General features: G+C 51.0%; 22 protein-coding genes. 10 read left to right on the forward strand and 12 right to left on the reverse strand.

Features of this window, described 5'->3' with window-relative positions; translation table 11 throughout:
• Positions 1 to 54 precede the first annotated feature (54 nt).
• The 4 genes from sgcA to aac(6') are packed head-to-tail and all read left to right on the forward strand — an operon-like array spanning position 55 to position 2,380.
• On the forward strand, positions 55 to 492 hold the full coding sequence (gene sgcA, locus J4685_RS01915; RefSeq protein ID WP_000606457.1) for an SgcA family PTS sugar transporter subunit IIA: 438 nt from the start codon (positions 55 to 57) through the stop codon (positions 490 to 492).
• An 11-nt stretch (positions 493 to 503) separates the two neighbouring features.
• The gene (locus tag J4685_RS01920) at positions 504 to 1,136 is read left to right on the forward strand and encodes a ribulose-phosphate 3 epimerase family protein (protein WP_000924325.1); all 633 of its coding nucleotides are present in this window, start codon (positions 504 to 506) and stop codon (positions 1,134 to 1,136) included.
• Between the two features lie 15 nt (positions 1,137 to 1,151).
• Positions 1,152 to 1,943, forward strand: coding sequence for a DeoR/GlpR family DNA-binding transcription regulator (locus tag J4685_RS01925; protein ID WP_011233042.1), 792 nt, complete (start codon positions 1,152 to 1,154; stop codon positions 1,941 to 1,943).
• Positions 1,943 to 2,380 (forward strand): cryptic aminoglycoside N-acetyltransferase AAC(6')-Iy/Iaa, encoded by a 438-nt coding sequence (gene aac(6') / locus J4685_RS01930; protein WP_000354852.1) that lies wholly within the window; start codon positions 1,943 to 1,945, stop codon positions 2,378 to 2,380. Before J4685_RS01925 ends, aac(6') begins: the two co-directional genes overlap by 1 nt.
• 54 nt (positions 2,381 to 2,434) lie before the next feature.
• Here aac(6') and J4685_RS01935 read toward each other — a convergent pair whose 3' ends face one another.
• The 5 genes from J4685_RS01935 to hrpA all read right to left on the reverse strand — a co-directional run bounded on the left by J4685_RS01935 (position 2,435) and on the right by hrpA (position 11,568).
• A complete protein-coding gene (locus J4685_RS01935) occupies positions 2,435 to 3,637 on the reverse strand; it encodes a lactate oxidase (protein ID WP_000848075.1) in 1,203 nt (400 codons plus the stop codon).
• 11 nt (positions 3,638 to 3,648) lie between these two features.
• The gene (locus J4685_RS01940) at positions 3,649 to 4,224 is read right to left on the reverse strand and encodes a YceI family protein (protein WP_001024306.1); all 576 of its coding nucleotides are present in this window, start codon (positions 4,222 to 4,224) and stop codon (positions 3,649 to 3,651) included.
• Positions 4,225 to 4,419: 195 nt separating this feature from the next.
• On the reverse strand, positions 4,420 to 6,075 hold the full coding sequence (locus J4685_RS01945; protein ID WP_001081950.1) for a glucan biosynthesis protein D: 1,656 nt from the start codon (positions 6,073 to 6,075) through the stop codon (positions 4,420 to 4,422).
• A 219-nt stretch (positions 6,076 to 6,294) separates the two neighbouring features.
• Positions 6,295 to 7,602, reverse strand: coding sequence for an ElyC/SanA/YdcF family protein (locus J4685_RS22720; protein ID WP_001098493.1), 1,308 nt, complete (start codon positions 7,600 to 7,602; stop codon positions 6,295 to 6,297).
• 63 nt (positions 7,603 to 7,665) lie between these two features.
• Positions 7,666 to 11,568 (reverse strand): ATP-dependent RNA helicase HrpA, encoded by a 3,903-nt coding sequence (gene hrpA / locus J4685_RS01960; protein ID WP_011233040.1) that lies wholly within the window; start codon positions 11,566 to 11,568, stop codon positions 7,666 to 7,668.
• 200 nt (positions 11,569 to 11,768) lie between these two features.
• Between hrpA and azoR the strand changes: the two genes are divergently transcribed.
• Positions 11,769 to 12,374, forward strand: coding sequence for an FMN-dependent NADH-azoreductase (gene azoR / locus J4685_RS01965; RefSeq protein ID WP_000048924.1), 606 nt, complete (start codon positions 11,769 to 11,771; stop codon positions 12,372 to 12,374).
• Here azoR and J4685_RS01970 read toward each other — a convergent pair.
• The 4 genes from J4685_RS01970 to J4685_RS01985 all read right to left on the reverse strand — a co-directional run bounded on the left by J4685_RS01970 (position 12,371) and on the right by J4685_RS01985 (position 16,118).
• Positions 12,371 to 12,820 carry a GFA family protein gene (locus tag J4685_RS01970; RefSeq protein WP_001518898.1) on the reverse strand — a complete coding sequence of 150 codons (450 nt, stop codon included), beginning with the start codon at positions 12,818 to 12,820 and terminating at the stop codon, positions 12,371 to 12,373. The two genes, azoR and J4685_RS01970, sit on opposite strands and share 4 nt — an antisense overlap.
• A 139-nt stretch (positions 12,821 to 12,959) precedes the next feature.
• Positions 12,960 to 13,283 carry a YdbL family protein gene (locus J4685_RS01975; protein WP_000760414.1) on the reverse strand — a complete coding sequence of 108 codons (324 nt, stop codon included), beginning with the start codon at positions 13,281 to 13,283 and terminating at the stop codon, positions 12,960 to 12,962.
• A 7-nt stretch (positions 13,284 to 13,290) separates the two neighbouring features.
• The gene (locus J4685_RS01980; RefSeq protein WP_000784063.1) at positions 13,291 to 13,482 is read right to left on the reverse strand and encodes a YnbE family lipoprotein; all 192 of its coding nucleotides are present in this window, start codon (positions 13,480 to 13,482) and stop codon (positions 13,291 to 13,293) included.
• On the reverse strand, positions 13,482 to 16,118 hold the full coding sequence (locus tag J4685_RS01985) for a YdbH family protein (protein ID WP_000677040.1): 2,637 nt from the start codon (positions 16,116 to 16,118) through the stop codon (positions 13,482 to 13,484). The genes J4685_RS01980 and J4685_RS01985 overlap by 1 nt, the downstream gene beginning before the upstream one ends.
• A gap of 239 nt (positions 16,119 to 16,357) precedes the next feature.
• On the opposite strand from J4685_RS01985, the gene ldhA reads away from it, so the two are divergent.
• The gene (gene ldhA / locus J4685_RS01990) at positions 16,358 to 17,347 is read left to right on the forward strand and encodes a D-lactate dehydrogenase (RefSeq protein ID WP_000762206.1); all 990 of its coding nucleotides are present in this window, start codon (positions 16,358 to 16,360) and stop codon (positions 17,345 to 17,347) included.
• A gap of 110 nt (positions 17,348 to 17,457) precedes the next feature.
• A complete protein-coding gene (hslJ, locus tag J4685_RS01995) occupies positions 17,458 to 17,868 on the forward strand; it encodes a heat shock protein HslJ (RefSeq protein ID WP_000725241.1) in 411 nt (136 codons plus the stop codon).
• A 43-nt stretch (positions 17,869 to 17,911) separates the two neighbouring features.
• Here the strand turns inward: hslJ and J4685_RS02000 are convergent, their stop codons facing one another.
• Positions 17,912 to 18,178, reverse strand: a complete 267-nt coding sequence (locus J4685_RS02000) for a DUF333 domain-containing protein (protein WP_001200679.1) — start codon at positions 18,176 to 18,178, stop codon at positions 17,912 to 17,914.
• On the opposite strand from J4685_RS02000, the gene J4685_RS02005 reads away from it, so the two are divergent.
• The 3 genes from J4685_RS02005 (at position 18,082) to uspF (ending at position 22,894) form a co-directional block, all read left to right on the forward strand.
• Positions 18,082 to 18,393 (forward strand): hypothetical protein, encoded by a 312-nt coding sequence (locus J4685_RS02005; RefSeq protein ID WP_031608776.1) that lies wholly within the window; start codon positions 18,082 to 18,084, stop codon positions 18,391 to 18,393. The two genes, J4685_RS02000 and J4685_RS02005, sit on opposite strands and share 97 nt — an antisense overlap.
• 60 nt (positions 18,394 to 18,453) lie before the next feature.
• Positions 18,454 to 21,978, forward strand: a complete 3,525-nt coding sequence (nifJ, locus tag J4685_RS02010) for a pyruvate:ferredoxin (flavodoxin) oxidoreductase (RefSeq protein WP_001193241.1) — start codon at positions 18,454 to 18,456, stop codon at positions 21,976 to 21,978.
• A gap of 481 nt (positions 21,979 to 22,459) precedes the next feature.
• Positions 22,460 to 22,894 carry a universal stress protein UspF gene (gene uspF / locus J4685_RS02015; protein WP_001082296.1) on the forward strand — a complete coding sequence of 145 codons (435 nt, stop codon included), beginning with the start codon at positions 22,460 to 22,462 and terminating at the stop codon, positions 22,892 to 22,894.
• Positions 22,895 to 22,946: 52 nt separating this feature from the next.
• Here the strand turns inward: uspF and J4685_RS02020 are convergent, their stop codons facing one another.
• Together J4685_RS02020 and J4685_RS02025 are read right to left on the reverse strand one after the other, a co-directional pair.
• Entirely contained in the window at positions 22,947 to 23,285 is a 339-nt protein-coding gene (locus J4685_RS02020) for an SMR family transporter (RefSeq protein ID WP_000159242.1), read from the reverse strand.
• A 274-nt stretch (positions 23,286 to 23,559) separates the two neighbouring features.
• Positions 23,560 to 25,392, reverse strand: coding sequence for a DUF4765 family protein (locus J4685_RS02025; RefSeq protein ID WP_001223391.1), 1,833 nt, complete (start codon positions 25,390 to 25,392; stop codon positions 23,560 to 23,562).
• Positions 25,393 to 25,674 lie beyond the last annotated feature (282 nt).

Genomic DNA, 25,674 nt, shown 5'->3' on the forward strand with positions numbered 1-25,674 from the left:
ACACGCCGGAGATCGGTTTCAGAGTAACCCGAACCGGCAAGGAGTCAACGATCGATGATTAATGATGTTAAGTGGGTTCAGGCGCAACGCCATGCCAGCGACTGGCGACACGCGCTGGATATCGCCGTCCGTCCGCTGATTACCTTCGGCGCGGCGGCCCCCTGCTACCTGGACGGTATTATTGAGAACACCCTTAAATGGGGGCCATATTATCTTATCGCGCCGGGGATTGCGCTGCCCCATGCCAGACCGGAGCAAGGCGCCAACCATAATCAAATCAGCGTCACTACGCTATCAACGCCGATCGCTTTCGGCAATGCGGATTGCGATCCCATCTGGCTGTTGCTTTGCGCCAGCGCCACGGATGCCGAAGCACATATTCGCACCATTCAACGCATCAGCCAGTGGCTCGACTCGCCGGAAAGCGTCGCGATGTTGCAAGATGCGCCAAATGATGCCGCGCTTTTCGCGCAATTAGCCGCATTACGCTGATGGAGGTTCCGATGCTCCTGCACCCTTCACTGGCCTCCGCCGATCCGCTGCGCTATGCCGAGGCATTGACCGCTTTACACGATGCGCCTCTCGGCTCGCTGCATCTGGATATCGAAGATACCAGTTTCATCAACAATATTACCTTCGGTATGAAAACCATTCAGGCGGTCGCGCAATACTCTCGCCATCCGCTCTCATTTCACCTGATGGTCTCATCACCGCAACGCTGGTTACCCTGGCTTGCAGCTATCCGCCCCGGCTGGATTTTCATTCATGCCGAAAGCGTGCAAAACCCCTCGGAGATTCTGGCGGATATTCGCGCTATCGGGGCGAAAGCAGGACTGGCGCTTAACCCGGCAACGCCGCTATTGCCTTATCGTTATCTGGCATTGCAACTGGATGCGCTGATGATCATGACCAGCGAACCCGACGGGCGCGGGCAGCAATTTATCGCCGCGATGTGTGAAAAAGTGAGCCAGAGCAGAGAGCATTTCCCTGCTGCGGAATGCTGGGCGGACGGCGGTATTACACTTCGCGCCGCACGGCTGCTTGCCGCCGTAGGCGCACAGCATCTGGTGATTGGCCGGGCGTTATTCACGACGGCGAACTATGATGTGACGTTGTCACAATTCACCGCGCTATAAAGGAGTCATATGCTGATGAGCCAACAGCGCCCCGACCGTATCAAACAGATGTTGCATTACCTTTGGCAACACAGGCACCTCTCAACACAACAAGCTATTGAGCTTTTTGGCTATGCAGAGGCAACCGTGCGCCGGGATTTTCACTATATCGCCAGCCGTTATCCCGGTATGGTTCGCGGCCATGGTTGTATTGACTTCGACGACAGTACGGAAGATAAAGAATATGTTTTCGACGTTAAGCGAACGTTACAAAGCGAGGCGAAACGCGAAATCGCCGCCCTCGCCCGCACGTTCATCAAGGATGGAGACTGCTTTTTTCTCGACTCCGGCTCCACCTGTCTGGAACTGGCAAAATGTCTGGTCGACGCCAAAGTAAAAGTCATTTGCAATGACATCAAAATCGCTAACGAACTGGGTGGCTTCCCACACGTAGAGAGCTACATTATTGGCGGACTGATTCGCCCCGGTTACTTTTCGGTGGGCGAGAGTCTGGCGCTGGAGATGATTAACGCTTTTGCCGTTGAACGCGCCTTTATCTCCTGCGATGCGCTGTCGATTGAAACGGGCATCACCAACGCTACCATGTTTGAAGTAGGCGTCAAAACGCGCATTATTCAGCGCTCACGCGAGGTCATATTGATGGCCGATCATTCAAAGTTTGATACTGTAGAACCCCATGCGGTGGCGACGCTGTCCTGTATTACTACCATCCTTAGCGACAGCGCGCTCCCGTCTGCTATCGCCCGACGTTATCAGCAGGCAGGGTGCCGTTTCATCATGCCAGCCCCATCATCAGGAGCGCGTTAATGGACATCAGGCAAATGAACAAAACCCATCTGGAGCACTGGCGCGGATTGCGAAAACAGCTCTGGCCAGGTCACCCGGATGACGCCCATCTGGCGGACGGCGAAGAAATTCTGCAAGCCGATCATCTGGCATCATTTATTGCGATGGCAGACGGGGTGGCGATTGGCTTTGCGGATGCCTCAATCCGCCACGATTATGTCAATGGCTGTGACAGTTCGCCCGTGGTTTTCCTTGAAGGTATTTTTGTTCTCCCCTCGTTCCGTCAACGCGGCTTAGCGAAACAATTGATAGCAGCAGTGCAACGATGGGGAACGAATAAAGGGTGTCGGGAAATGGCTTCCGATACCTCGCCGGAAAATACAATTTCACAGAAAGTTCACCTGGCGTTAGGATTTGAGGAAACAGAGCGCGTCATTTTCTACCGAAAGCGTTGTTGAGGGAAATCACACAGGAAAAGGTCGGGTATAATATCCGACCTCTATATTACAGTATTACTGTGGCAGATCTTTTTCAGTTAACAAGCGTGTCGTTTTCACTTGTTCAATATTCCTGGCGCCACCTAACATCATGTTAATTGTCAGCTCCTTGTTTAGCTGTTCAATCACTGATGCCACACCCTGAGCGCCGCCAAGATTAAGACCGTATAATACAGGTCGGCCTACCGCCACAATATCCGCTCCGCTGGCTAACGCTTTGAATACGTGCGAACCACGGCGTACTCCACTGTCAAAAATAACAGGCACTCGCTTGTTGACAACTTTTGCAATCGCAGGAAGCATGTCGAATGAGGACGGCCCGCTGTCTAATTGACGGCCACCATGATTAGAAACCCATATTCCTGCGGCTCCGGCCTGGATAGCAATTTCAGCATCCTCCGGCGACTGAATGCCTTTTACGATAACCGGCAGACCGGAAATACGATGTACATAGGCAATATCCTCCGGCGTAAAGGCTTGTTTAGCCTGCGCGTAAATTTCACTTATCCCTGCCCCTTTTCCGGTTTTTGAACCATCGTCATTTTTTCTGGCGAACATTTCCAGGTTTGCAAAGCCCAACGGGAACTGGAAGTTATTTTTAATATCTTCTTCCCGATAGCCACCTACAGGCGAATCTACGGTCAGAATAATCGCTTTAGCGCCATGTTTTACCGCTTGTGCAAGAATAAATTCGTTAAATTGATTATTCTTACTCATATAAAGCTGGAAGAAGAACGGATTTTTCCCGGAAACGTTAGCCACCTCTTCGATGGTCTTGTTGCCATAAGTGCTCAACGAGAAAATCGAACCGACCTGCGCCATGCCTTTCGCCGTCGCCAACTCTCCGGAGGCGTGGGCCAGGCCCTGCGCCGCCATCGGTGCCTGGATTATAGGCGTTTTAAGCGGAATACCCAGCAGCTGCGTTGATAAATCGATCTCTTTTAACTCAATGCCCTGTAATACGCGCGGCATAATATATTTTTTGTCAAAGCTTTCGGTGTTGCTGCGAAGGTTATTCTCATCTTCGGCTCCGCCGCGAATATAACCAAATGCCCCTTTCTCCATTCTGGCCTGAACGCGTGCTTCCAAGGAGGCTACGTTCGTCATTTTTATTGCTTTTTCGTCCATACTGGCTTTGTACTCTTCAGCATAAGCCAGGCCTGATGTTGCCAACATTGCCAGCGAGGCCACTACTCGAATGAGGTGATGAGTTTTCATCATTATTCCTTTTATTGCTTAACCGCTTCTGCCTGGATTTTTATATCGACAACTTTCGTCATCCCCATATCGACCAGATAATCTACCCCCCACTGGGTGCGATCTATTTGCGTGACAAAATCACCGCCGCAAACCTGCGCCTTGAATATCGGGCTCATATAACAGCCAAACTTGGTGGTGGTTAAGGTGACGGGCTTAGTTACCCCCTTCATTGTTAACAAACCGTCAATAGAAACCGGTTTATTATCTTCAAAATGCCATTTTGTCGATTTAAATACTATTTCTGGATATTTTTCCGCATCCAGAATATCGCTACTGCGGATATGGTTATCAAACGCATCCACCCCGGTATTTAAGGCGCTTACGGGAATCGTCACGCGCATCTCTGCGACTTGCTTTTCCGGCTGATATTTCAGTTCGCCGCTAATAGCATAAAACCCGCCATGATTGGTTGAGGTCTGGAAATGATCGATATTAAATACCGCATTGGTATGCGTATTATCAAATTTATATACATCTGCATGAGCAGCACTTAATAAACCCAGAGACAGGGCAGCACCAAGAAAACTCTTTTTCATTATATTCACTTTATATCTTAAATAAGGTGAAGCTATCTTAATGTTCCCTGTCCGCAGGATCGAGAGGGATAAACAGGAAGGACTGTTGCAAAAATAGAACGATGAAAAGGCCGTGTTACAAAAACAGCGGCTCACGAATGGGTTTATGTCAGGGCTATTTCCGCAACCTGTACCGCCTTTGTGGCGGTACAGAAGGCAAACTGACTAACGCATGATACGATCGTCAACATAACGGCGCTTATCCGGCGCGGGCGGGAAATACTGATACAGCCAGGTTTCGCTGATAGCCTCCCCCTGGCAGCGCAGGAACATACGCATATCCACCGGTGCCGTAGAATCCGAGGTCGGATACCAGTCAAACTGGATACGATAACCGTCGAAAGGCTCTACGTAGAGGATCTCAACCTGCTTCGCCTCACCGCTGGAGAGCGTAATTACCGGCTCAATGCTTTTTGGCGCGGCCGCTTTCAGATCGCCGCCGACAAAATCAATAGCAAAACGGCGTGCCCATTTATCCGGGTAATGTTCGCCCGGCGCCCAGCCTTCGGGAAAGCCGCCCATCCCTGTACGGGTCGCCATGACCCGCGCAAGCGGCGATTGTACCGGCGGCTGCGCGCTCCAGTACAAACGATAATTAAACACCAGCGTATCCCCGGCTTTGATCGCTTTTTCCGGCTGCCAGAAACAGACCACATTATCCAGAGTTTCGCCAGTGGTTGGGATCTCCATCAGGCTAACCGCGCCTTTCCCCCACTTACTGCGCGGCTCCACCCACAGGCTCGGACGTTTGTTGTACCAGTCCATGACATCCTGATAATGCGAGAAATCGCGATCGAGTTGCAGCAGGCCGAACCCTTTTGGGTTATCGTCCATATATGCGTTGAACTGCAATTTCTGCGGATTATTCAGCGGGCGGCAAATCCACTCGCCGTTACCCCGCCACATCGCCAGCCGATCGGAATCGTGAATTTGCGGATGAATGGTGTCGCATACCCGGCGTTCATTATTCCCACAGCTAAACATACTGGTCATCGGCGCAATGCCAAGTTGCTTTATATCTTTACGGGCGTAGAGATGGTTTTCTACATCCATGATCACCTGCGTTTTTTCGCAATGGATTACAAATTTATACGCGCCCGTCACGCTGGCGCTGTCCAGCAGAGCGTAAACGGTAAACGTAGTATCGCCCGGCTTCGCGGTGTCAAACCAGAAGGCGGTGAAGTCAGGGAACTCTTCCTGACCGTCAGTATAGGTATCTATCGCCAGCCCGCGAGCCGACAGGCCATACTGATAAGTATCATCTACCGCCCGGAAATAACTGGCGCCCAGGAAGGAGACAACATCGCGCCGCGCCAGTTCCGGCGCTTTAAAGACACGGAAACCGGCGAAACCGAGATCGCTCTGCCCTTCCAGTTGCGTCGTGTCGACGCCGGCATCGTTGTATTTAAACAGTTCCGGGCGAAAATGGATCTCGCGAGCAAGATGCGTCGTCGTATCAACGGAAAACATGCGTACGCGACGACGAAAGCCCATCCCTACGTGGAAAAACTGAATATCGAGCTGCCGGTTGGCAACGCCGTTCCAGAGTGAATGCGCCGCGTCATACTGAATGCTGTTATAGGCCTGCGGCGTCAGATTGGCGAGCGTATCCGGCAAGGGTCCCGGCGCGCCGCCCCAGGGCTTTTTCGCTAACGCCTGGGCCATTGATTGCAGACCAGCAAAATCAAAACGGACAATTTTACCATCCGCAATATCGGATTCCGCGGCAAACGCCGCCTGAGAAAAGAGTGAAGCAATACCGCTGGAACCGCACACGGCGGCCATTGCCATTGAACCTTTAATAAATCGTCTACGATTCATACCTGAAAATGAGTCCTTCTGGTCTTGTGAATGGTCCCGCGCTGGTTTTTTCAGCAGCAAGAATGTGCCCGTTTCTGACCGCTCACTCTAGACAAAATTCATTAATAATCCAATTGTTGGTCGCCTGGAAACTGTGCAAAAGCGTAAATATTTTATGTCGATAAGAACCGACCGAATCGGATGTAAACCTCACGCAGCATTCTTCAGGTTATGAAAAGTTTATTCCAGACTAACGTGATGCTTCATGACTCGTTTAAACAGCGCCAGACGCGCACGCATAAAGCGGTTTTCCACTTTAAAACCGGCAAGTTTGTTCAGCCCAATCCGCAACAGACGATCTCGCCCCCGAATGCTGGCGGGCCAGCGAACCGGGCCGTGCAGCACGTCGCGCGTGCGGCTGGCATGACGAGCGAAATTCACCCAGTAATCCGCCACCTGCGAGGCAAAGGCCAGGTCATTCTCATTCACATAATGGCATGTGGGCTCAGCCCGCGTTAACGTATCGAATACATACGGTATTTCATTGCCATGACAGGCGCCATTCGCGTAGGTGTTATGCTCCGCTTCGGCGACATAATCAAACCAGTAACGCCAGCACGGTTCGCCGATCCGCTGCTGCGCTTGCATGACGACATAACCCAACGTGGTAAATACCATATCCCGACAGACCTGCCGCCCTAGCGCTTCGTCGCCTTTCACTCCAGGATAAAGCAGCCGGATTAACCCCAGACCAACACGCCGCTCACGGCGCGCACTGCGCAGCGTAGTATCTGCCTGCAATACCTGCCATGCGTTTTCAATATCGCGTGGGATATCAACGTGAATGATAAAATCTTTACCACGCGGTCCATACCCTGTTTCATCGTCACGCAAACGTGGTAGCTCGCCGGCAATCAGAGACAGATAACGCTCCACCGTCCAGATGCCCTCTTCAACATTGGCAAAACGTGTACCGCCATTCAGATGGCGCAGTATCGGAACAAAACCAGGAAAACTCAGCCAACGCGGCGCATCGGTGTCGTCGTCTGTCACGCGCCGGAACGTCGCGATAGTGCGCCGCTGCATGGTGGGGTCTTGCACAACGATAGCCGTGTTAATGTTTTCTTTCGCCTGACGGATCAGTGCGCAGGAGAAACGGGCATTTTCGCCGCAATTAGTTGACCGATCTTCCAGCCAAATTTTCTCAGCCGGAATATGCCAGAACTGGTTCGCGATATCCGCGAGGATCGCGGCTTCGGCGCGTCCGGTTGTACGAATAGTGTGGTAGCGCGGATGCCGGGCAATCACGGCGTACAAAAACGGCGTTGAATGACTTATGCCGCCGCTAATCAGTAAAGGAACGCCTTGCGCTTTGGCGATGCGGCAGGCCGCGTCGATAGTGGGGATCACCGCATTGCCCGCCAGGACGACGCAATCCGACGAATAAGGTTGTTCGCCGGAAAAATCATTTTGCGCCAGCCACTGTCCGACGGTATTCACCGCCAGCAATGTTGCCGCAGAGAGCGCCGGAAATGGCGTTGTATTCATGATTCCTCCTTTTTGTTTCGAACTTGTACCGGATCTCTTTGAAAGACGTCGTCGCCTGGCTTTTTAGGCCGTAATCTGATCCATGGCCTGTAAAATACGCTTATCGGAAATAGGATAAGGCGTACCGAGCTGTTGGGCGAAATAACTGACGCGCAATTCTTCAATCATCCAACGGATCTCTTTAACATCATCATCCTCGCGACGCGCTGGCGGCAGTTTATTTATCCATTGTTGCCACGCCTGCTGAACGCTTTCGACTTTCAGCATTTGCGCCCGATCGCGGTGCGGATCGACAGCCAGTTTCTCCAGCCGCTTTTCAATTGCCTGCAGATAACGCAGCGTATCGCCGAAACGTTTAAAGCCGTTGCCAGTCACAAAACCACGGTATACCAGGCCGTTCATCTGCGCCTTGATATCGGAAAGCCCCAACGCCATGCTCATATCCACCCGCCCTTTCAGACGCTTATTGATATTGAATACGGTCGTCAGGATGCGCTCAACCTGCTTCGCGATATCCACCACAGTATCATTCAGCTCGGCGCGTACCTTTTCGTGCAGCGCGGTGAAACCTGCTTCGCTCCACACCGGCCCGCCGTTGGCATCTATCAGCTTATCTACCCCGCAGGCGATACAGTCATCAATCAACTCCAGTACTTTGCCGTACGGGTTAAAGTACAGCCCCAGCTTGGCTTTATTCGGCAATTTCTCATGCAGATACTTAATCGGTGAAGGAATATTGAGCAACAGCAGACGGCGTAAACCGCACCACATCGCCTGTTGTTGTTCCAGCGGATTATCAAACAATTTGATAGCGACGCTGTCACGCTCATCCACTAACGCCGGCCACGCCTTCACTTTATAATTACCGCGTTTCTGTTCGTAGCTTTCCGGCAGCTCGCCGAAACTCCAGATATGCAGCCCGCTCTGCTCGATGCCGTCATCCGCCACCGCCGAGAGCGTCTCCTGCACTTTGCCTTTCAGCGCATTTTTAAGCTCGGCGAGCGAACGCCCTTCCTGCAGTTTCTTGTTTTTGTCATTCACCACGCGAAACGTGATTTTCAGATGCTCGGGCACCTGATCCCAATGCCAGTCTTCCCGGTCGACCGTGACGCCGGTCATCCGGCGCAGTTCACGCTCCAGAGCGTCCAGCAGCGGCAGCTCCAGCGGCGTTACGCGACCTAAAAACGCTTCAGCATAGTTTGGCGCCGGAACAAAGTTGCGACGTACCGGTTTTGGCAACGATTTAATCAGCGCAATAACTAATTCACGGCGCAGCCCTGGGATCTGCCATTCAAAACCGCTCTCGTCAACCTGGTTAAGTAGCGGCAACGGAATATGGACGGTCACGCCGTCAGCATCCGCGCCCGGTTCAAACTGATAGCTCAAACGCAGCTTGAGATTGCCCTGGTGCCAGAAATTCGGGTAATCCAGTTTGCTGATTTTTTCCGCGCCTTCTTTAATCAGCATACTTTTTTCAAAGTTGAGCAGATCCGGCGTCTCGCGGCTGATTTTTTTCCACCAACTATCAAAGTGGCGGGCGGAAATAACGTCATGGCTAATACGCTGGTCATAAAACTCAAACAGGGTATCGTCATCCACCAGGATATCGCGGCGGCGAGATTTGTGCTCAAGTTCCTCGACTTCCGCACGCAATTTTAGATTCTCACGGAAGAAGGCATGACGGGTTTGCCAGTCCCCCTCCACCAGCGCATGGCGGATAAACAACTCACGACACAACGCCGGGTCAATCTGGCTGTAATTCACCTTGCGCGCGGCGACAATCGGCAGACCGTAGACAGTAACCTTTTCCGTCGCCATCACCGCGCCTTGCGCCCGCTCCCAGTGCGGTTCGCTATATGAACGTTTAATCAGGTGCTGGGCTACCGGTTCCACCCATTCTGGCTCAATGCGGGCAGCGATGCGCCCCCACAAACGGCTGGTCTCCACCAGTTCTGCGACCATTGTCCATTTCGGCGGTTTTTTGAATAAACCGGAACCGGGGAAAATAGAGAATCGGGCGTTACGCGCGCCGGTGTACTCTTGTTTATCGGCATCTTTCATCCCGATATGCGACAACAGCCCCGTTAACAACGCAACGTGAATTTCCCGGTATTCTGCGGGTTCGCTGTTTACCGGAATCCCCAGTTCTTTTACCACCTGACGCAGTTGGGTATAGATATCCTGCCACTCACGCACGCGTAAATAGTTCAGATAGTCGGTGCGACACAGACGGCGGAATTGATTCGACGACAGGGCCTTTTGTTGCTCGCCGAGGTAATTCCACAGGTTAACAAACGCCAGAAAATCGGATTCCTTATCATGGAAGCGCCGGTGTTTCTCATCGGAAGCCTGCTGCTTATCCACTGGGCGCTCGCGCGGATCCTGAATAGAGAGTGCGGAAGTAATGATCATCGCTTCGCGCACACAGCCATGTTTTTGCGCTTCCAGAACCATACGCGCCAGGCGCGGGTCGACCGGCAACTGGGATAATTGTCGGCCCAGCGGCGTCAGCTTATATGCCGTTTGCTGTTCGTCGGCGGTAATCGCCCCCAGCTCTTCCAACAAACGCACGCCATCCTGAATATTGCGCTTATCCGGCGCTTCGACAAACGGGAAGGCGGCTATGTCACCCAGTCCCAGGGCGGTCATCTGCAAAATAACCGACGCCAGGTTGGTACGTAGAATTTCCGGGTCGGTAAATTCCGGGCGTGACAAAAAGTCATCTTCCGAATACAGACGAATGCAGATCCCTTCCGATACGCGTCCGCAACGCCCTTTACGCTGATTGGCGGAAGCCTGTGAGATCGGTTCAATCGGCAGGCGCTGCACTTTAGTGCGGTAGCTGTAGCGGCTGATGCGCGCAGTGCCAGGATCGATCACATATTTGATACCCGGCACCGTCAGCGAGGTTTCCGCCACGTTAGTCGCCAGCACGATACGACGTCCGCTGTGCGACTGGAAAACGCGGTTCTGTTCGCTGTTCGACAAGCGTGCATACAGCGGCAACACTTCGGTATGCCGTAAGTTCAGCTTGTTCAGGGCGTCGGCGGTATCGCGGATTTCCCGCTCTCCGCTCATAAAAATCAGGATATCGCCGGGACTTTCACGCCCCAGTTCATCGACAGCGTCGAAAATTGCCTGTAGCTGATCGCGTTCAGTGTCGTCAGCCTCTTCCACGATGGGGCGATAACGAACTTCTACGGGATACGTTCGGCCAGATACTTCGATAATCGGCGCGTTATTAAAGTGGCGCGAGAAGCGTTCCGGGTCGATGGTCGCAGAGGTAATAATCACTTTCAGATCGGGGCGACGCGGCAGAAGCTCTTTCAGATAGCCGAGCAAGAAGTCAATATTCAGGCTGCGTTCATGCGCTTCATCAATAATGATGGTGTCATACTGCATCAATAGCCTGTCCTGCTGGATTTCCGCCAGCAGGATACCGTCCGTCATCAGTTTGACCATGGTGTTGCTACTGACATGATCGCTGAAACGAACTTTATAGCCGATGCAGCCGCCTGGCTCCGTTTGCAACTCTTCGTCAATGCGGTTAGCGACGGTGCGCGCCGCCAGGCGACGCGGTTGAGTATGTCCAATAAGTCCTTTAATTCCGCGTCCCAGTTCCATACAAATTTTCGGCAACTGGGTGGTTTTACCGGAACCGGTTTCCCCTGCCACGATCACTACCTGATGATCGCGGATCGCTTCCAGAATGTCCTGTTTCTTCTGGCTAACAGGCAGATTTTGCGGATAAGTGATTGAGGGACGCGCCGCTTCGCGGAGAGCGACCTGCGTCGCAGCCTGTTCAATTTCTTTCGCCATCGTCTGGAAAATGGCCTGTTGCGCATCAGGATTTTTTACTTTCTTTACGCCATGCAGGCGGCGCGCAAAGCGCTGTTTGTCGCGCAGCATCAGTGCATCCAGCCGCTGCTGTAACACCTGAAGCGTCAACATAGATTGTTCAGTCATAAAGCTCTTGGGCAGCATTCTGCCTGTTTAAAATCGTTTTAAATGATAGGTATAGAGTACCACATTGGGGCTTTTTTTGCGTTGTTCAATAATTTCGAACAAAGGGTTCGATATATTGCGCTATCCCTGCGACATATTTGTGAATAAAGTGTCAACAAGCAACGGGGCACGCCCCTTCAAACACATAAAAGGAAACACCCATGAGCAAGGTATTAGTTCTTAAATCCAGTATTCTGGCAGGGTACTCTCAGTCTGGTCAGTTGACTGACTATTTTATTGAACAATGGCGCGAAAAACACGTCGCAGATGAAATTACTGTCCGCGATCTGGCGGCCAACCCTGTTCCGGTGCTGGATGGCGAGCTGGTGGGCGCGATGCGTCCGGGCGATGCGCCTTTAACGCCACGTCAGCAGGACGCTCTGGCGCTGTCTGATGAACTCATTGCTGAACTGAAAGCCCACGACGTCATCGTTATTGCGGCACCGATGTACAATTTCAATATCCCGACGCAGCTGAAAAACTACTTTGATCTGATTGCCCGCGCCGGTATCACTTTCCGCTATACCGAAAAAGGCCCGGAAGGTCTGGTAACCGGTAAACGCGCGGTGGTTCTCTCCAGCCGCGGCGGTATCCATAAAGACACCCCGACGGATTTGATTGCGCCTTACCTGAAAGTGTTCCTTGGTTTTATCGGTATTACCGACGTGAATTTTGTCTTTGCCGAAGGCATCGCCTACGGGCCGGAAGTGGCGGCTAAAGCTCAGGCCGATGCAAAAGCCGCGATTGACAGCGTAGTGGCCGCTTAAATATTTTTGCCTCCCGTTTCGACGGGAGGTGACTTCTTAGGTTCGTAGCGCAAATATCCTACCACGCCGCTACTGCCGCCATCGCTGGGATGCGTTACCCCATCATTGACTTCAACGCAGGCGAAATCAAAAGGCGACACATTTTCAATGCACGCCACATTGACCCCATATTGATCGGGATTGGATCGGCGCTGATGAAAAGTATATATCCCGCATACCGAACAGAAAAAATGCACCGCCTTGCCCGTATTGAAGCGATATTCGGTAAGCTTATCCTGCCCTTTTAGCACTTTAATACCCGATAGCGGCGCAGACACTGCCACCGCTCCGCGCATCCGGCAAAACGAACAGTTGCAGCGCCTGGCGGTATGAAAGCCATCGCTAAGTTGAACGGTAAACACGACGCTGCCACAATGGCAGGCAGCAGATAATTTTTCAGACGTCATACCTGGTTACTCGCGAATAGTGATACCAGTCAACAGTATAGAAATAGCCTTCCGGTTCGCCTAATGTAAATACGACCTCCGTATTCAAAAATTACCAATATAAAAAAGTATTCTGCAATAAAAAATTGTCGGGAAGCGGTTATTTACGCATCCATTTGCCATTAATTCCCTGGACATATTCTCCCGGCCTGGCGCGCTCAACCAGTTTTTGCCCTGCCATCTTCGCCACCTCGTCCACGGGAAGATGATTGCTATCCGCTAACTGCTGATAACTGGCGCGGCGGGCATGATTAATATCAAGCACCAGTTTCTGGGTTTCGGCATCATTCTTTAAGGCCACCAGATAGCCATTCAGCGTTTCCCCGACCCGGCCCTGCGTGCGCGCTTCGTCCAGGGTTAAGGCCCACACAGAAGGTGTGAGCAAGCTCAGCGTCAGCACCCATAGCATTAAATACTTTTTCATTATGGCCTCAGAATAGATCGCTGCGTGATTTCAGGAGTTCTTCAACGTCTTTATCGACTTTGATATGTATTTCATGCTCGATCTTTACATTCATGTTGATGGTAATCGGCTGTTCCGGCGCGGCGACTTCAATTCGTGGCGTGCACCCCACCACGATAAATGACGCAAGCGCTGACAGCATGGCAATACTCATTTTCATTATTTATCCTCACAGTCCTTGTCTTTCCGGCAAGGAGGTTGCGGCAACGCTGTATTTTGTTCAAGCCATGCCTGTAAATTGTCGCCAAAACGCAAACTGCGCCACAGCGTAAACACATTTTCTTCATGGGTATAGTTCAAGTTAACGATCGCGGTTTTACCATCTACCCGGCTTTTGCCGGTAATGGCCGCCTGCATCGTTAGTACGCCCAGGTTATCAACGTTAATTTTCGTCCACGAATGCGTAATCTCCATATAACGTAGCCAGTTAATCGCCGAGCCTGCCGTAACATTATCCTTCACCACCGCATCCGCAGTATCTTTATCGATACGCAACGTCATTGGCCCGGGATTCGTAAGCCAGCCATCTTTGATTATCCATTTTTCATTGTTCAGCCACAGCGGCAGCGCACCGCTAACCGGACCAGACATGGCGAATTGCTTTGGATTTATGGCGCTAATCAATTCGCTGGATGAAATATTTTGCACCCGCAAAAGCGCCGGGTCGTGCTGCGGCATTCGCAACTGTTTCATAATGATTTGACCGCCCAGCACGTCTACGCTGACATCGCTTAGCAGTAATGGATTCGACTCGCTCCAGGGATAACCGCCCTGTAAATCAGCAGTGATATTTTTCGCCGTGACCTGGTTAACTATCCCGGCAATACGCAGCGAGACGGGCCCGCGCGTCCCCAATTGCCACGCGCCGTTGTGGAAGCGAAATGGCAGAATGAAATCGACGCCGTTGATTTTGTTATCCGGCATCCAGGCACTGCCGCCTTTTAACACGCCGTGTCCACCCGCTTCAAACCCCTGCCCCTGTGCGGCGGAAAAAGCCACCTGCGCATACAGTGAGCCTTCGCGCAGCGTCATTTTCCAGTCTGGTGGAAGCAACGGCTGGAAAACGATAAGCGACTGCTTCGGCCACCAGGCCTGTCCGCGAAGGCGTTCGCCATCCCAGCGCCCATTCAGCCGTACCGGCCCTATCGCCCCCGCCCGAAGGTCGCCTTTAAACTGGAACAGGGTTGGCTCGCGCCCTTCAACGCTAAAATTAATGGTAGAAGGCGGCAGCACGCTCCCGCTGGTAAATACGGTTTTTCCCGCCTCCAGAGACAGCGCGCCCTGTAGCGACGGCGTTGTGGCGTCGCGAACCCAGACAATAGGTTTATTCAGCGCCAGTCTTGGCGATGTGACGGTCATTGCGCCATAGTGCAACTGATCAAAACCGGTGGACAAACTGGTCAACCTGATGGTGTCATCATGCCATTCGCCCTGTCCGGCAATATCCCAGCGGGCGCGCATTGGCGTAAAGCTTCCTTGCCCCCAATAGCGCCACCGCCAGCGACCAGCATCAGGGAGAAAATCATTCGCCAGGCCATCAAGATGAAGAACGAAATCGCCCATCTCATTTTCGTGCGCCCGTAAAATAGCCTGTAATCGGCCATCAACGCCGCGCGGCGTCACCTTAACGCCCGCCAGCGGCCAACGAATTTCATCAATATCTAACGCATCAATCACCCGTCCGCGCGAGCGTAGCAATGCGCCAGGTGCAAAGGTGAGCTGCGGATCGGCCAGACTGCCGCGGAACATAGCGGGCAATACGGCATAAAAGATTAAATCCTTCTGTTTAGCCTCGCCGGTAAGCTGTAGAGGCATCTCACTGCTATCCATGCTGAGTTTTCCCGGGCCGATAGTCAGTACAGCGTTCGCTTTACCGGCATCGCCCTGGGTCAGAATATTCAGGCGTCCGCTGACTCGCGCATTATCCGGCCCGGCTTGCCAGTTATCGATATTAAAAGCCAGACGTCCGCTCAAGGGGAATCCCTGATATGGCCAGTTCCAGCGGCCATCGCTGATGGTAAGCCGCTGACGCGTTACCGCCCAGGGGAGATCGAGAATCGGGTCAGGATTACCTCGCGCCATCACGATGAGCTGTCCGGCGTTATCACGCCACTCCAGTTCCGCATCCACCAGCGACGGTTCCTGCGGCAGACGCAAGGTCGCTGCCGCATGACCGCTGACCGGCAGGCCATCCGGTACCAGCGGCAACATAAACTCCCCCACCAGGCTAACGGGAGGCTGGTTGGCCAGCGCGGCGATCTCCAGTTGGCTCACCGTCAATGCCTGACCGCGTAGCTGCCCTTGAAATTTTACTTTTTCGCCCTGATAACGTATCTGCTGAATGACCGGCGTCATGGAGATCGCCAGCTTGCCCTGCCATTCCGACCAGGGCGCGAGAATGACATTATCGATGTTAATCCAGGTATTGGGCAGCATTGACTGCCACTGCGCCAGCGTACGCGGCGCGGCGGGAGAAGCTTCCGTAGCGGGCAGTTTCGCCAGGCATACGGCATCCAGTTTGAGGCTTTTAATATTCAGCAACCAACGGCTGGGATGCGTCAGTTCCGCCTGGGTAATATGCGCTAACGAACAATCATTGACCAGATAGCGAAGATCGGGAATCACTAACCCATGACGTGTCAAGCGTGGACTTTGTTCCAGAGCGATACGGGTACCGACGGGTAGCCAAATTCCCGCCAGAGTGGGAACCCACAGCCCGAGGGTCATCAGTAGCGTCAGAGGGACAAGAATCAGCAGTAACAGTAGCGCAAGGGCGGCTTTATATTTACCCTTCATGGGCCATTAATTTCCTGATTTAACGAAAAATTCAGTCGGCTATCTCTTTATTTTGGCATGATTGCCCGTACATAGCCTAATAGTTCATGTTGCAGGGGCGCCCTCCGGCTATTTGAGGCGTTGTGGAGAATGATAACCTAAAATTATTCATTATATGTATGACTATCAATTATTTTTGATTTTTTGTAAGATAATTTTAAGCATATTTGTGTGATTCTAACATCACTGGAGAAGGTCATATGAAACTCGCCGTCTATAGTACCAAACAGTATGACAAGAAATATCTACAGCAAGTGAACGAAGCGTTCGGTTTTGAACTGGAGTTTTTTGATTTTCTGCTGACCGAGAAAACAGCGAAAACCGCCAATGGATGTGAAGCAGTTTGTATCTTCGTGAATGACGACGGGAGCCGACCGGTACTGGAAGAGCTGAAAAAACACGGCGTGAAATACATCGCGCTGCGTTGCGCCGGATTTAATAATGTCGACCTGGATGCCGCTAAAGAGCTCGGTTTGCAGGTGGTCCGCGTGCCGGCTTATTCTCCGGAAGCCGTCGCTGAACATGCGATTGGCATGATGATGACATTGAACCGCCGTATTCACCGCGCTTATCAACGCACCCGCGACGCTAACTTTTCCCTTGAGGGACTGACCGGCTTTACCATGCACGGAAAAACCGCTGGCGTCATTGGTACCGGTAAAATCGGCGTCGCCGCGCTGCGTATCCTGAAAGGCTTTGGAATGCGTTTACTGGCGTTTGATCCCTATCCCAGCACCGCCGCGCTTGATCTCGGCGTCGAGTATGTGGATCTGCAAACGTTGTTTGCCGAATCGGATGTCATTTCCCTGCACTGCCCGCTCACGCCGGAAAACTACCATTTGCTGAACCATGCGGCATTCGACCAAATGAAAAATGGCGTTATGGTCATTAATACCAGTCGTGGCGCGCTGATTGATTCCCAGGCGGCTATCGAAGCTCTGAAGAATCAGAAAATCGGCTCGCTGGGGATGGATGTGTATGAAAACGAACGCGACCTGTTCTTTGAAGATAAGTCAAACGATGTTATCCAGGATGATGTTTTCCGCCGTCTGTCGGCCTGCCATAACGTACTGTTTACGGGGCACCAGGCATTCCTGACCGCAGAAGCGCTGATCAGCATCTCTGAAACCACGTTACAAAACTTAAGCCAGCTTGAGAAGGGCGAAGCCTGCCCGAACGCGCTGTTCTAATCCTATCGCTCCCCTGCGCTCAGGGGAGCATTTTCGGATAACCCCTGAAGATCTATCCGGTCATATCATTACTATAGTCAGTGTTAACTATCAGATTACAGAGAATATCAATGAAGAAAATCGTCACGCTGGTCGCCCTGAGCATCATAATGACAGGGTGTGTGAGCAGTGGAAAAGTGTCCGTCAAACGCGAGCAACTGGAGCACCACCGCTTTGTTCTGGAAAGCGTAAACGGTAAAACGGTCACCGGCCCGGAGCTCAGCTTTGGCGAGGACATGACGGTATCCGGCAAAATGTGCAATCAATTCACCGGCGAAGAAAAACTGTCGGACGGCGAATTAAAAGTGAAAAATTTAGCGATGACCCGAATGATGTGCGCCGATCCGCAGCTTAATGCGCTGGACGGCACCCTCAGCGAGCTCTTCAGCAAAGGCGCGCAGGTCGATTTAACCGCGAACCAATTAACGCTGGCGACGGCAGAAACAACGCTAATGTATAAACTGGCGGATTTAGCGCACTAAGCTATTAAGTGAAAAGTTATACGCGTCAGGCGAAACGCCGCGCTTAGTAACTCCCGCAGTTTCCGGCGGCAAGCGACTGTTCGCTACAACGTTTGCCGTTGGGTAGCGCGCACATACCAATTACTGAACCATCAAGCTGCCGGGCCGCTGAAAGCGAACCGCCAATCATAGCGCAATTCGCTTCGCCGGCGCTGGACATCGCCGCTTTCATCCCTGGCGAAACATGCGCCGCGGTTGCCTGCTGAACAGGTTCGCTACTGCAAGCCGACAATAATAACGCGGCACACCCCACCCAAAACGCTGCGCGCATTTCTCTCCCCTCTGTTTATTCATCCAAACGACACCGCCCTAAATAATAGGCAGCAGAAACTGACGCGTCGAGAGGCAAAGCGCGCATTTATGCGCTTCATTAACATTTATTGGCAATTTTTTACGTCTTTTCGGCAAGAAATCGTCATTCTCCTCCCGCCAGGGACACAAAAGCGAAAATGGGGCTTGAAGGGCTTTGCTAAAATAAAAGGATAACTACAGGATGCGCTCTCGATTATGCGTGTCCCTCTTTTTTGCGCAATGTAAGGGTGTCATATGCAAACAATTGACGGTAATGGCGCAGTAGCGTCGGTGGCGTTCCGTACCAGCGAGGTTATCGCCATTTACCCGATTACGCCCAGTTCAACAATGGCTGAACAAGCGGATGCCTGGGCCGGCAATGGGCTTAAAAATGTCTGGGGCGATACGCCGCGTGTGGTAGAGATGCAGTCGGAAGGCGGCGCGATCGCCGCCGTTCACGGTGCGTTACAAACCGGTTCGCTTTCTACGTCATTTACATCATCGCAGGGGCTGCTGCTGATGATTCCAACGCTGTATAAACTGGCGGGGCAGCTCACGCCGTTTGTACTGCACGTTGCCGCGCGCACTGTTGCCACACACGCGCTTTCTATTTTTGGCGACCATTCCGATGTGATGGCGGTCCGCCAGACAGGCTGCGCGATGTTATGCGCCGCCAGCGTTCAGGAAGCGCAGGATTTTGCGCTGATCGCACACAGGGCTACGCTGAAAAGCCGCGTTCCGTTTATTCATTTTTTTGATGGCTTCCGTACATCGCATGAAATCAACAAAATTATACCGCTAACGGATGAAACCATTCTGAACCTGATGCCGCAGGCGGAGATCGACGCTCACCGCGCCCGCGCGCTGAATCCGGAACATCCGGTGATTCGTGGAACTTCAGCGAATCCGGATACCTACTTCCAGTCTCGCGAAGCGACCAACCCGTGGTACAACGCCGTTTATGATCATGTTGAAGAGGCGATGAAGGCATTTGGCGACGCTACGGGCCGTCAGTACCAGCCATTTGAATATTATGGCCATCCCCAGGCTGAACGCGTCATCATTATGATGGGCTCCGCCCTCGGCACCTGCGAAGAGGTCGTGGACGAGCTACTGATACGCGGAGAAAAGGTCGGCGTTCTGAAAGTCCGTCTGTTCCGCCCCTTCTCCGCCAAACATTTGTTACAGGCATTACCGGAAACCGTTCGCGCTATCGCCGTGCTGGATCGCACCAAAGAGCCTGGCGCGCAGGCCGAGCCGCTTTATCTGGACGTGATGACCGCACTGGCGGAAGCCTTTAATAATGGCGAGCGCGAAACGTTGCCGCGCACCATTGGCGGCCGTTATGGGCTATCATCCAAAGAGTTCGGCCCGGCGTGCGTACTGGCGGTCTTTAATGAACTCAGCCGCGCGAAGCCCAAGCCACGGTTTACGGTGGGCATTTATGACGACGTCACTCACCTCTCGCTGCCATTACCGGAAAATACCCTGCCCGGCAGCGCTAAACTTGAAGCGTTATTTTACGGTCTGGGAAGCGACGGCAGCGTATCCGCCACGAAAAATAATATTAAAATTATCGGTAATTCTACGCCGTGGTATGCGCAAGGTTATTTCGTTTATGACTCTAAAAAAGCTGGCGGGCTCACGGTATCGCACCTGCGCGTCAGCGAAAAACCCATTCGTTCCGCTTACTTAATTGCTCAGGCGGATTTTGTCGGCTGCCATCAATTACAGTTTATCGATAAATATCAGATGGCGGAGCGTCTGAAGCCAGGCGGTATCTTTCTGCTTAATACGCCGTACAGCGCCGACGAGGTCTGGTCGCGTCTGCCGCAAGAAGTTCAGGCGGTGTTGAATCAGAAAAAGGCGCGTTTTTACGTGGTTAACGCGGCGAAAATCGCCCGCGAATGTGGACTTGGCGCCCGCATCAATACCGTCATGCAAATGGCTTTCTTCCACCTGACGCATATTCTTCCGGGCGATAGCGCCCTAGTTGAGCTGCAGGGCGCGATTGCCAAAAGCTATAGCAGCAAAGGGCAGGATCTGGTTGAGCGTAACTGGCAGGCATTGGCTCTGGCACAGGAATCGCTGGCGGAAGTGCCGTTGCAGGCGGTTAATCCGCACAGCGCGCATCGCCCGCCGGTCGTCTCCGACGCCGCGCCGGATTTTGTGAAAACCGTTACCGCCGCCATGTTGGCGGGCCTCGGCGACGCACTGCCTGTTTCCGCCCTGCCGCCGGACGGAACATGGCCAATGGGCACCACCCGCTGGGAAAAACGCAATATCGCCGAAGAGATTCCTGTCTGGAAAGAGGAACTGTGTACCCAATGTAATCACTGCGTCGCCGCCTGCCCTCACTCGGCGATTCGTGCGAAAGTCGTTTCCCCGCAGGCGATGGAGAACGCGCCAGCCAGTCTGCATTCGCTGGACGTGAAGTCCCGCGATATGCGCGGCCAGAAATATGTGCTGCAGGTCGCGCCGGAAGACTGCACTGGCTGTAATTTATGCGTAGAGGTCTGCCCGGCTAAAGATCGGCAAAATCCACAGATCAAGGCGATTAACATGATGTCGCGCCTTGAGCATGTGGAAGAAGAGAAAGTGAATTATGACTTCTTCCTCGACTTGCCGGAAATCGCTCGCAGCAAACTGGAACGGATTGATATCCGCACATCGCAGCTCATTACGCCGCTGTTTGAATATTCCGGCGCCTGTTCCGGCTGCGGTGAAACGCCGTATATTAAACTGCTGACTCAGTTATATGGCGACAGAATGTTAATCGCTAACGCCACGGGGTGTTCCTCTATTTACGGCGGTAACTTACCCTCTACGCCTTATACCACCGATGCCAACGGACGCGGCCCGGCGTGGGCGAATTCGCTATTTGAAGATAACGCGGAATTTGGCCTCGGTTTCCGTCTGAGTGTGGATCAGCACCGGGCGCGCGTCATGCGTTTACTGGCGCAATTCGCCGATCGCATTCCGGCGGAATTAAACGATGCGCTGCATGCCGAAGCAACGCCTGACGTTCGGCGTGAACAGGTCGCCGCATTACGCCAACATCTGAAATCGGTTGCGGGCGCAGAGGAACTGTTAAAAGATGCTGATGCGCTGGTAGAAAAATCAATCTGGCTGATTGGCGGCGATGGTTGGGCATACGACATCGGCTTTGGCGGTTTAGACCATGTGTTAAGCCTGACGGAGAATGTCAATATTCTGGTTCTGGATACGCAGTGTTATTCCAATACTGGCGGCCAGGCGTCGAAGGCGACGCCGCTTGGCGCCGTCACTAAGTTTGGCGAACATGGCAAGCGTAAAGCCCGTAAAGATCTTGGCGTCAGCATGATGATGTATGGTCATGTTTATGTCGCGCAAATTTCGCTGGGCGCGCAGTTAAACCAGACGGTGAAAGCCATCCAGGAGGCCGAAGCCTGGCCAGGACCGTCGCTGATCATTGCCTATAGTCCCTGTGAGGAACATGGCTACGATCTGGCGCTAAGCCATGACCAGATGCGCCAGTTAACGGCGACCGGTTTCTGGCCGTTATACCGCTTTGATCCCCGCCGTGCGGATGAAGGCAAGCCGCCGCTGGCGCTGGACTCTCGGCCACCGTCTGATGCCCTGGCGGAAACGTTGCTTAATGAACAGCGTTTCCGTCGCCTGAATGCGCAACAGCCTGAAGTAGCTGAACAATTATGGCGAGATGCCGCATTGGATTTGCAAAAACGCTATGACTTTCTTGCCTTGCTGGCAGGAAAAGCGGAAAAACCCAGCGCAGATTAAAAAACATTCTAAGGATTAACCTGGAAATAAAAAAAGCCCGAACATCCGTTCGGGCTTGTCAATTTATACGCTGGAAAGCAAAGGTTAACGCAATGGCCCAACGACAAAATGAATATGTGACAATAAAGGCATATAACAGGCGTAGAATATCGTAACCGAATGATATTGTATAATTTTTATTTCGTATAATACCCCTAAAAGCATTCGTATAAATTATATCTATTTCACTGCGAATTATTTCATTAATTATTGAATTAAACGGTAACATCTCTTTTTAGGTCTTTCCTGACAAGGCAGAAATAACGTTTTAACGTCAACTCGCTGATTGTTTACGGGGAATGCGCTTAATATTACGCCGTCCTCCCCTGTTGGTAGTCCCCGCAGAGTATCGTGGAGCAGCACCTAAAATGTGACGTATGTCATTGTACATAAAGTGCCTTTAGGGAGTAGAATTTCAGTGGATACTTAAACAGGAGGTTTTATGAACAGAACGATTCTTGTACCCATCGATATTTCAGATTCAGAATTAACTCAACGCGTGATTTCACATGTTGAAGCCGAAGCAAAGATTGACGACGCTAAAGTGCACTTTTTGACTGTAATCCCGTCTTTGCCCTATTACGCTTCACTGGGACTGGCTTATTCAGCAGAGCTCCCCGCAATGGACGATTTGAAAGCCGAAGCCAAATCTCAACTGGAAGCGATTATCAAGAAATTCAACCTTCCCGCGGACCGCGTGCAGGCGCACGTGGCAGAAGGCTCTCCTAAAGATAAGATTCTGGAAATGGCAAAAAAATTACCGGCCGATATGGTGATTATCGCCTCGCATCGTCCGGATATTACTACCTATCTGTTGGGTTCCAACGCCGCAGCCGTTGTGCGTCATGCGGAATGCTCCGTACTGGTGGTGCGCTAAATACCCGAGCCCGCATAAGAGAGTGCGGGCTCAAATCAACCATCATCATCGCCTAGTGACTGACGCTTTTTGAAAACAGATTGATTACGATTACACCGCAGATGATAAGCAACATGCCAATAATAGCCGGCACATCCAATTTTTGGCCAAGAAACAGCCATCCTATCAATCCAATAAGAACAATCCCTACCCCAGACCAAATGGCATAAATGATACCCGCAGGGATGGTTCGCATAGGGATGGTAAGGCACCAGAACGCGATACAATATCCGATGATGGTAACGAGGCTCGGTACCAGACGCGTAAAACTATCCGATAATTTTAATGAGATCGTGGCGATAACTTCTACCACGATGGCGATAAATAGAAAGATTACAGCTTCTTTAGTCATACATCTCTTCGTTCCGATATTTTTCTGGTCGTGGTGACATCTTAATTAATACGGATGACAGAATAAAGACGCTTTTGACCCGTTGCGTATCTCGCCATAACCTACTTCAAGTTGCATGTGCTGCAGCTGCGTTCCCTTACCCCAGTCACTTACTTGAGTAAGCTCCTGGGGATTCGCTCGCTTGCCGCCTTCCTGCAACTCGAATTAATTAAAGTATAAAAGCAACCTTTCATACACGAGAGATAACAACAATAAACCTGTTCAGGATTTATGATTACTTAGAAGCGTTTGCCTGCCCCGTATTTTCTGCTTTACCATATGTCCTGTCAATTATACCAACAGGGTCCACTGGTGTGTTTTTTGGCATAACCCAGCCACTTTCACTGACACTACCTCGTGTAAGATATTTGACTTTTACCCTAACGATAATAAGATAATGTTCCCTGCTGAACCTGTCGGCAACACTAAGATCGGTGGTATATTCAGGTACGATTCTTCCACTTCGAACCTGCTCTTTGGCTATTTCAGCAGAGACAGGCAATACCTCTACATCGCCCCCCTCAATACCGCCTGCTGTTTTAAAACTAACAATATTTTCAGCCTGCGGACCTATTGTACCTCGGCATAATACAACTTCAGTCTCCCCTGCTGCAGCATCCCCACTCTGGTATTTCTTATAAATACTTTGTACATTTTCTTCTGATGTAGGGTATAAATCTTCTGACAGAGAGGCCAGTATATCTTCCAGTAAGGGGGAATCATCCGTAATATCCAGAAGCTCTTCATCATAACCCGTGTCTCCTTCTCTTAACTCTGAATAAGGCTTATCAATATGGCGAATAAGCCCCCCACCTTTCAGCCCTGACGCCTGATAAAATCTTCCATCAGAAGATCGGTAAAATGTTATGGCTGAATTTTTTCCGCTATCCGAATAGGTTGCCTGATACGTTTCTGAACCGGGTTCTTTAGTTAAAACGAGCTCTCTGTCGCCATATTTTATCGTATTAGGCGCTTCCGATGACAGCGGTGGATATGAGGCTTGTTTTCTGTAGCGTCCCCCTGCCATAGATGTAACGTGTTCAAATAGGCCATCTAACACCTTACCTGCCAGGTTAGGCTCCGTAGTTGGGGCAGGATGATCCTCCGGGAGAGCCCTTTCATATCTCTGTAATTCTTTAACAGGTAAAAAATCATTCTCACCCTCTGAATTACCATTTTTTATCCTATAATCACCAGATGTTACTGCTAATCTTGATGATAATAACAAACCAGTTACTGCAATGTTTTTAATACTCCTGTCCATTTTATGAATGGTTACTGGCTGAAGATGATTGCGGCTATGAGAAGATAAGAAAATTTGCTTTTGAATTTCCTTTCCCTCAAATATAATTTGCTCAGTGCTTTTAGGTGGAACAGTTACGCTATCTACATTAAATAGCTCATGTTCACCACTCATCGTTACCTGAGAAAAACACGACGATGTATGTGCAATTGCAGCGGGATCAATCTCTTTATAAATAACATTGGCGTAAACGTTTGCAACTTCACCGCTTGCATTTAAATGATCGTGCAAAATATGTTTTAGAAATAGATCTAACAACAATTTTTTTGATGTGATTCCATTTACACAGTTGTGAAAGTCAGGGGGAATTGGATAGCCGTTTTGATCAAATGGAAGCGATAAACATCCTCGCCCCCCATCAATATTTTCGTAACTGTAATTTAGAGATATCTTTACCTCGCATTTATTGGTATCTACATCGTCATTGATACTGAGCTCTACTTTATAATTAACCAGCCTACGGAAGGTTACGCTATTTGAATAATAAAAATCCAATGTTGATTGGATTTCTTCACATATAATTTCATGTGTTGGCTCAAAGAAGAATTCATAAATATTTAAGCTGTTCTTTTCTTCATCTTTGGCCATCTCATCCAGCTTAATATATTCTTCTGGTAAATTAGATATTTGCTCATGAAAGATATCGTCCTGATAAAGTCCATCCAACATTGAAAGGCACGGTATGGTATCCCAACTTCTGATAGCTTGTATCTGTACCGTCTGCTGTGATTCTCTGGTTGATATATCACTTACTGTTATACGCATTACGTTCTCCAGCCAGAATTATGGTATACATCATAAGGTGTAGATATCAGGTAGCAATTCTCATCGCAAATAATTTGTCTGAACTGTACATATGATACAGGCTATTTTTAATTCAATATGACCACCAGAATAGGCAAGAAAATTTTAAATAGTATACGGTAAAATGATCTTACCCAACGATAATTAAACACACTGCACTATCTTATTAGATAATAAAATACTGATACGTTATTTTATATCACCAATAAAAGAGCAAAAAGGGTGTGCCGAATATCATTTTAC

The sequence above is a fragment of the Salmonella sp. 32100201201700099SM genome (assembly GCF_017572645.1).
Classification (GTDB): Bacteria; Pseudomonadota; Gammaproteobacteria; order Enterobacterales; family Enterobacteriaceae; genus Salmonella; species Salmonella enterica.

Excerpts from the sequence above, each read along its gene's own strand:
- sgcA (WP_000606457.1), top strand. The coding sequence starts at position 55 with ATGATTAATGATGTTAAGTGGGTTCAGGCGCAACGCCATGCCAGCGAC.
- J4685_RS01920 (WP_000924325.1), top strand. The coding sequence starts at position 504 with ATGCTCCTGCACCCTTCACTGGCCTCCGCCGATCCGCTGCGCTATGCC.
- J4685_RS01925 (WP_011233042.1), top strand. The coding sequence starts at position 1,152 with ATGAGCCAACAGCGCCCCGACCGTATCAAACAGATGTTGCATTACCTT.
- J4685_RS01935 (WP_000848075.1), bottom strand. The coding sequence starts at position 3,637 with ATGAAAACTCATCACCTCATTCGAGTAGTGGCCTCGCTGGCAATGTTG.
- J4685_RS01945 (WP_001081950.1), bottom strand. The coding sequence starts at position 6,075 with ATGAATCGTAGACGATTTATTAAAGGTTCAATGGCAATGGCCGCCGTG.
- J4685_RS22720 (WP_001098493.1), bottom strand. The coding sequence starts at position 7,602 with ATGAATACAACGCCATTTCCGGCGCTCTCTGCGGCAACATTGCTGGCG.
- hrpA (WP_011233040.1), bottom strand. The coding sequence starts at position 11,568 with ATGACTGAACAATCTATGTTGACGCTTCAGGTGTTACAGCAGCGGCTG.
- azoR (WP_000048924.1), top strand. The coding sequence starts at position 11,769 with ATGAGCAAGGTATTAGTTCTTAAATCCAGTATTCTGGCAGGGTACTCT.
- J4685_RS01970 (WP_001518898.1), bottom strand. The coding sequence starts at position 12,820 with ATGACGTCTGAAAAATTATCTGCTGCCTGCCATTGTGGCAGCGTCGTG.
- J4685_RS01975 (WP_000760414.1), bottom strand. The coding sequence starts at position 13,283 with ATGAAAAAGTATTTAATGCTATGGGTGCTGACGCTGAGCTTGCTCACA.
- J4685_RS01980 (WP_000784063.1), bottom strand. The coding sequence starts at position 13,482 with ATGAAAATGAGTATTGCCATGCTGTCAGCGCTTGCGTCATTTATCGTG.
- J4685_RS01985 (WP_000677040.1), bottom strand. The coding sequence starts at position 16,118 with ATGAAGGGTAAATATAAAGCCGCCCTTGCGCTACTGTTACTGCTGATT.
- ldhA (WP_000762206.1), top strand. The coding sequence starts at position 16,358 with ATGAAACTCGCCGTCTATAGTACCAAACAGTATGACAAGAAATATCTA.
- hslJ (WP_000725241.1), top strand. The coding sequence starts at position 17,458 with ATGAAGAAAATCGTCACGCTGGTCGCCCTGAGCATCATAATGACAGGG.
- J4685_RS02000 (WP_001200679.1), bottom strand. The coding sequence starts at position 18,178 with ATGCGCGCAGCGTTTTGGGTGGGGTGTGCCGCGTTATTATTGTCGGCT.
- nifJ (WP_001193241.1), top strand. The coding sequence starts at position 18,454 with ATGCAAACAATTGACGGTAATGGCGCAGTAGCGTCGGTGGCGTTCCGT.
- uspF (WP_001082296.1), top strand. The coding sequence starts at position 22,460 with ATGAACAGAACGATTCTTGTACCCATCGATATTTCAGATTCAGAATTA.
- J4685_RS02020 (WP_000159242.1), bottom strand. The coding sequence starts at position 23,285 with ATGACTAAAGAAGCTGTAATCTTTCTATTTATCGCCATCGTGGTAGAA.
- J4685_RS02025 (WP_001223391.1), bottom strand. The coding sequence starts at position 25,392 with ATGCGTATAACAGTAAGTGATATATCAACCAGAGAATCACAGCAGACG.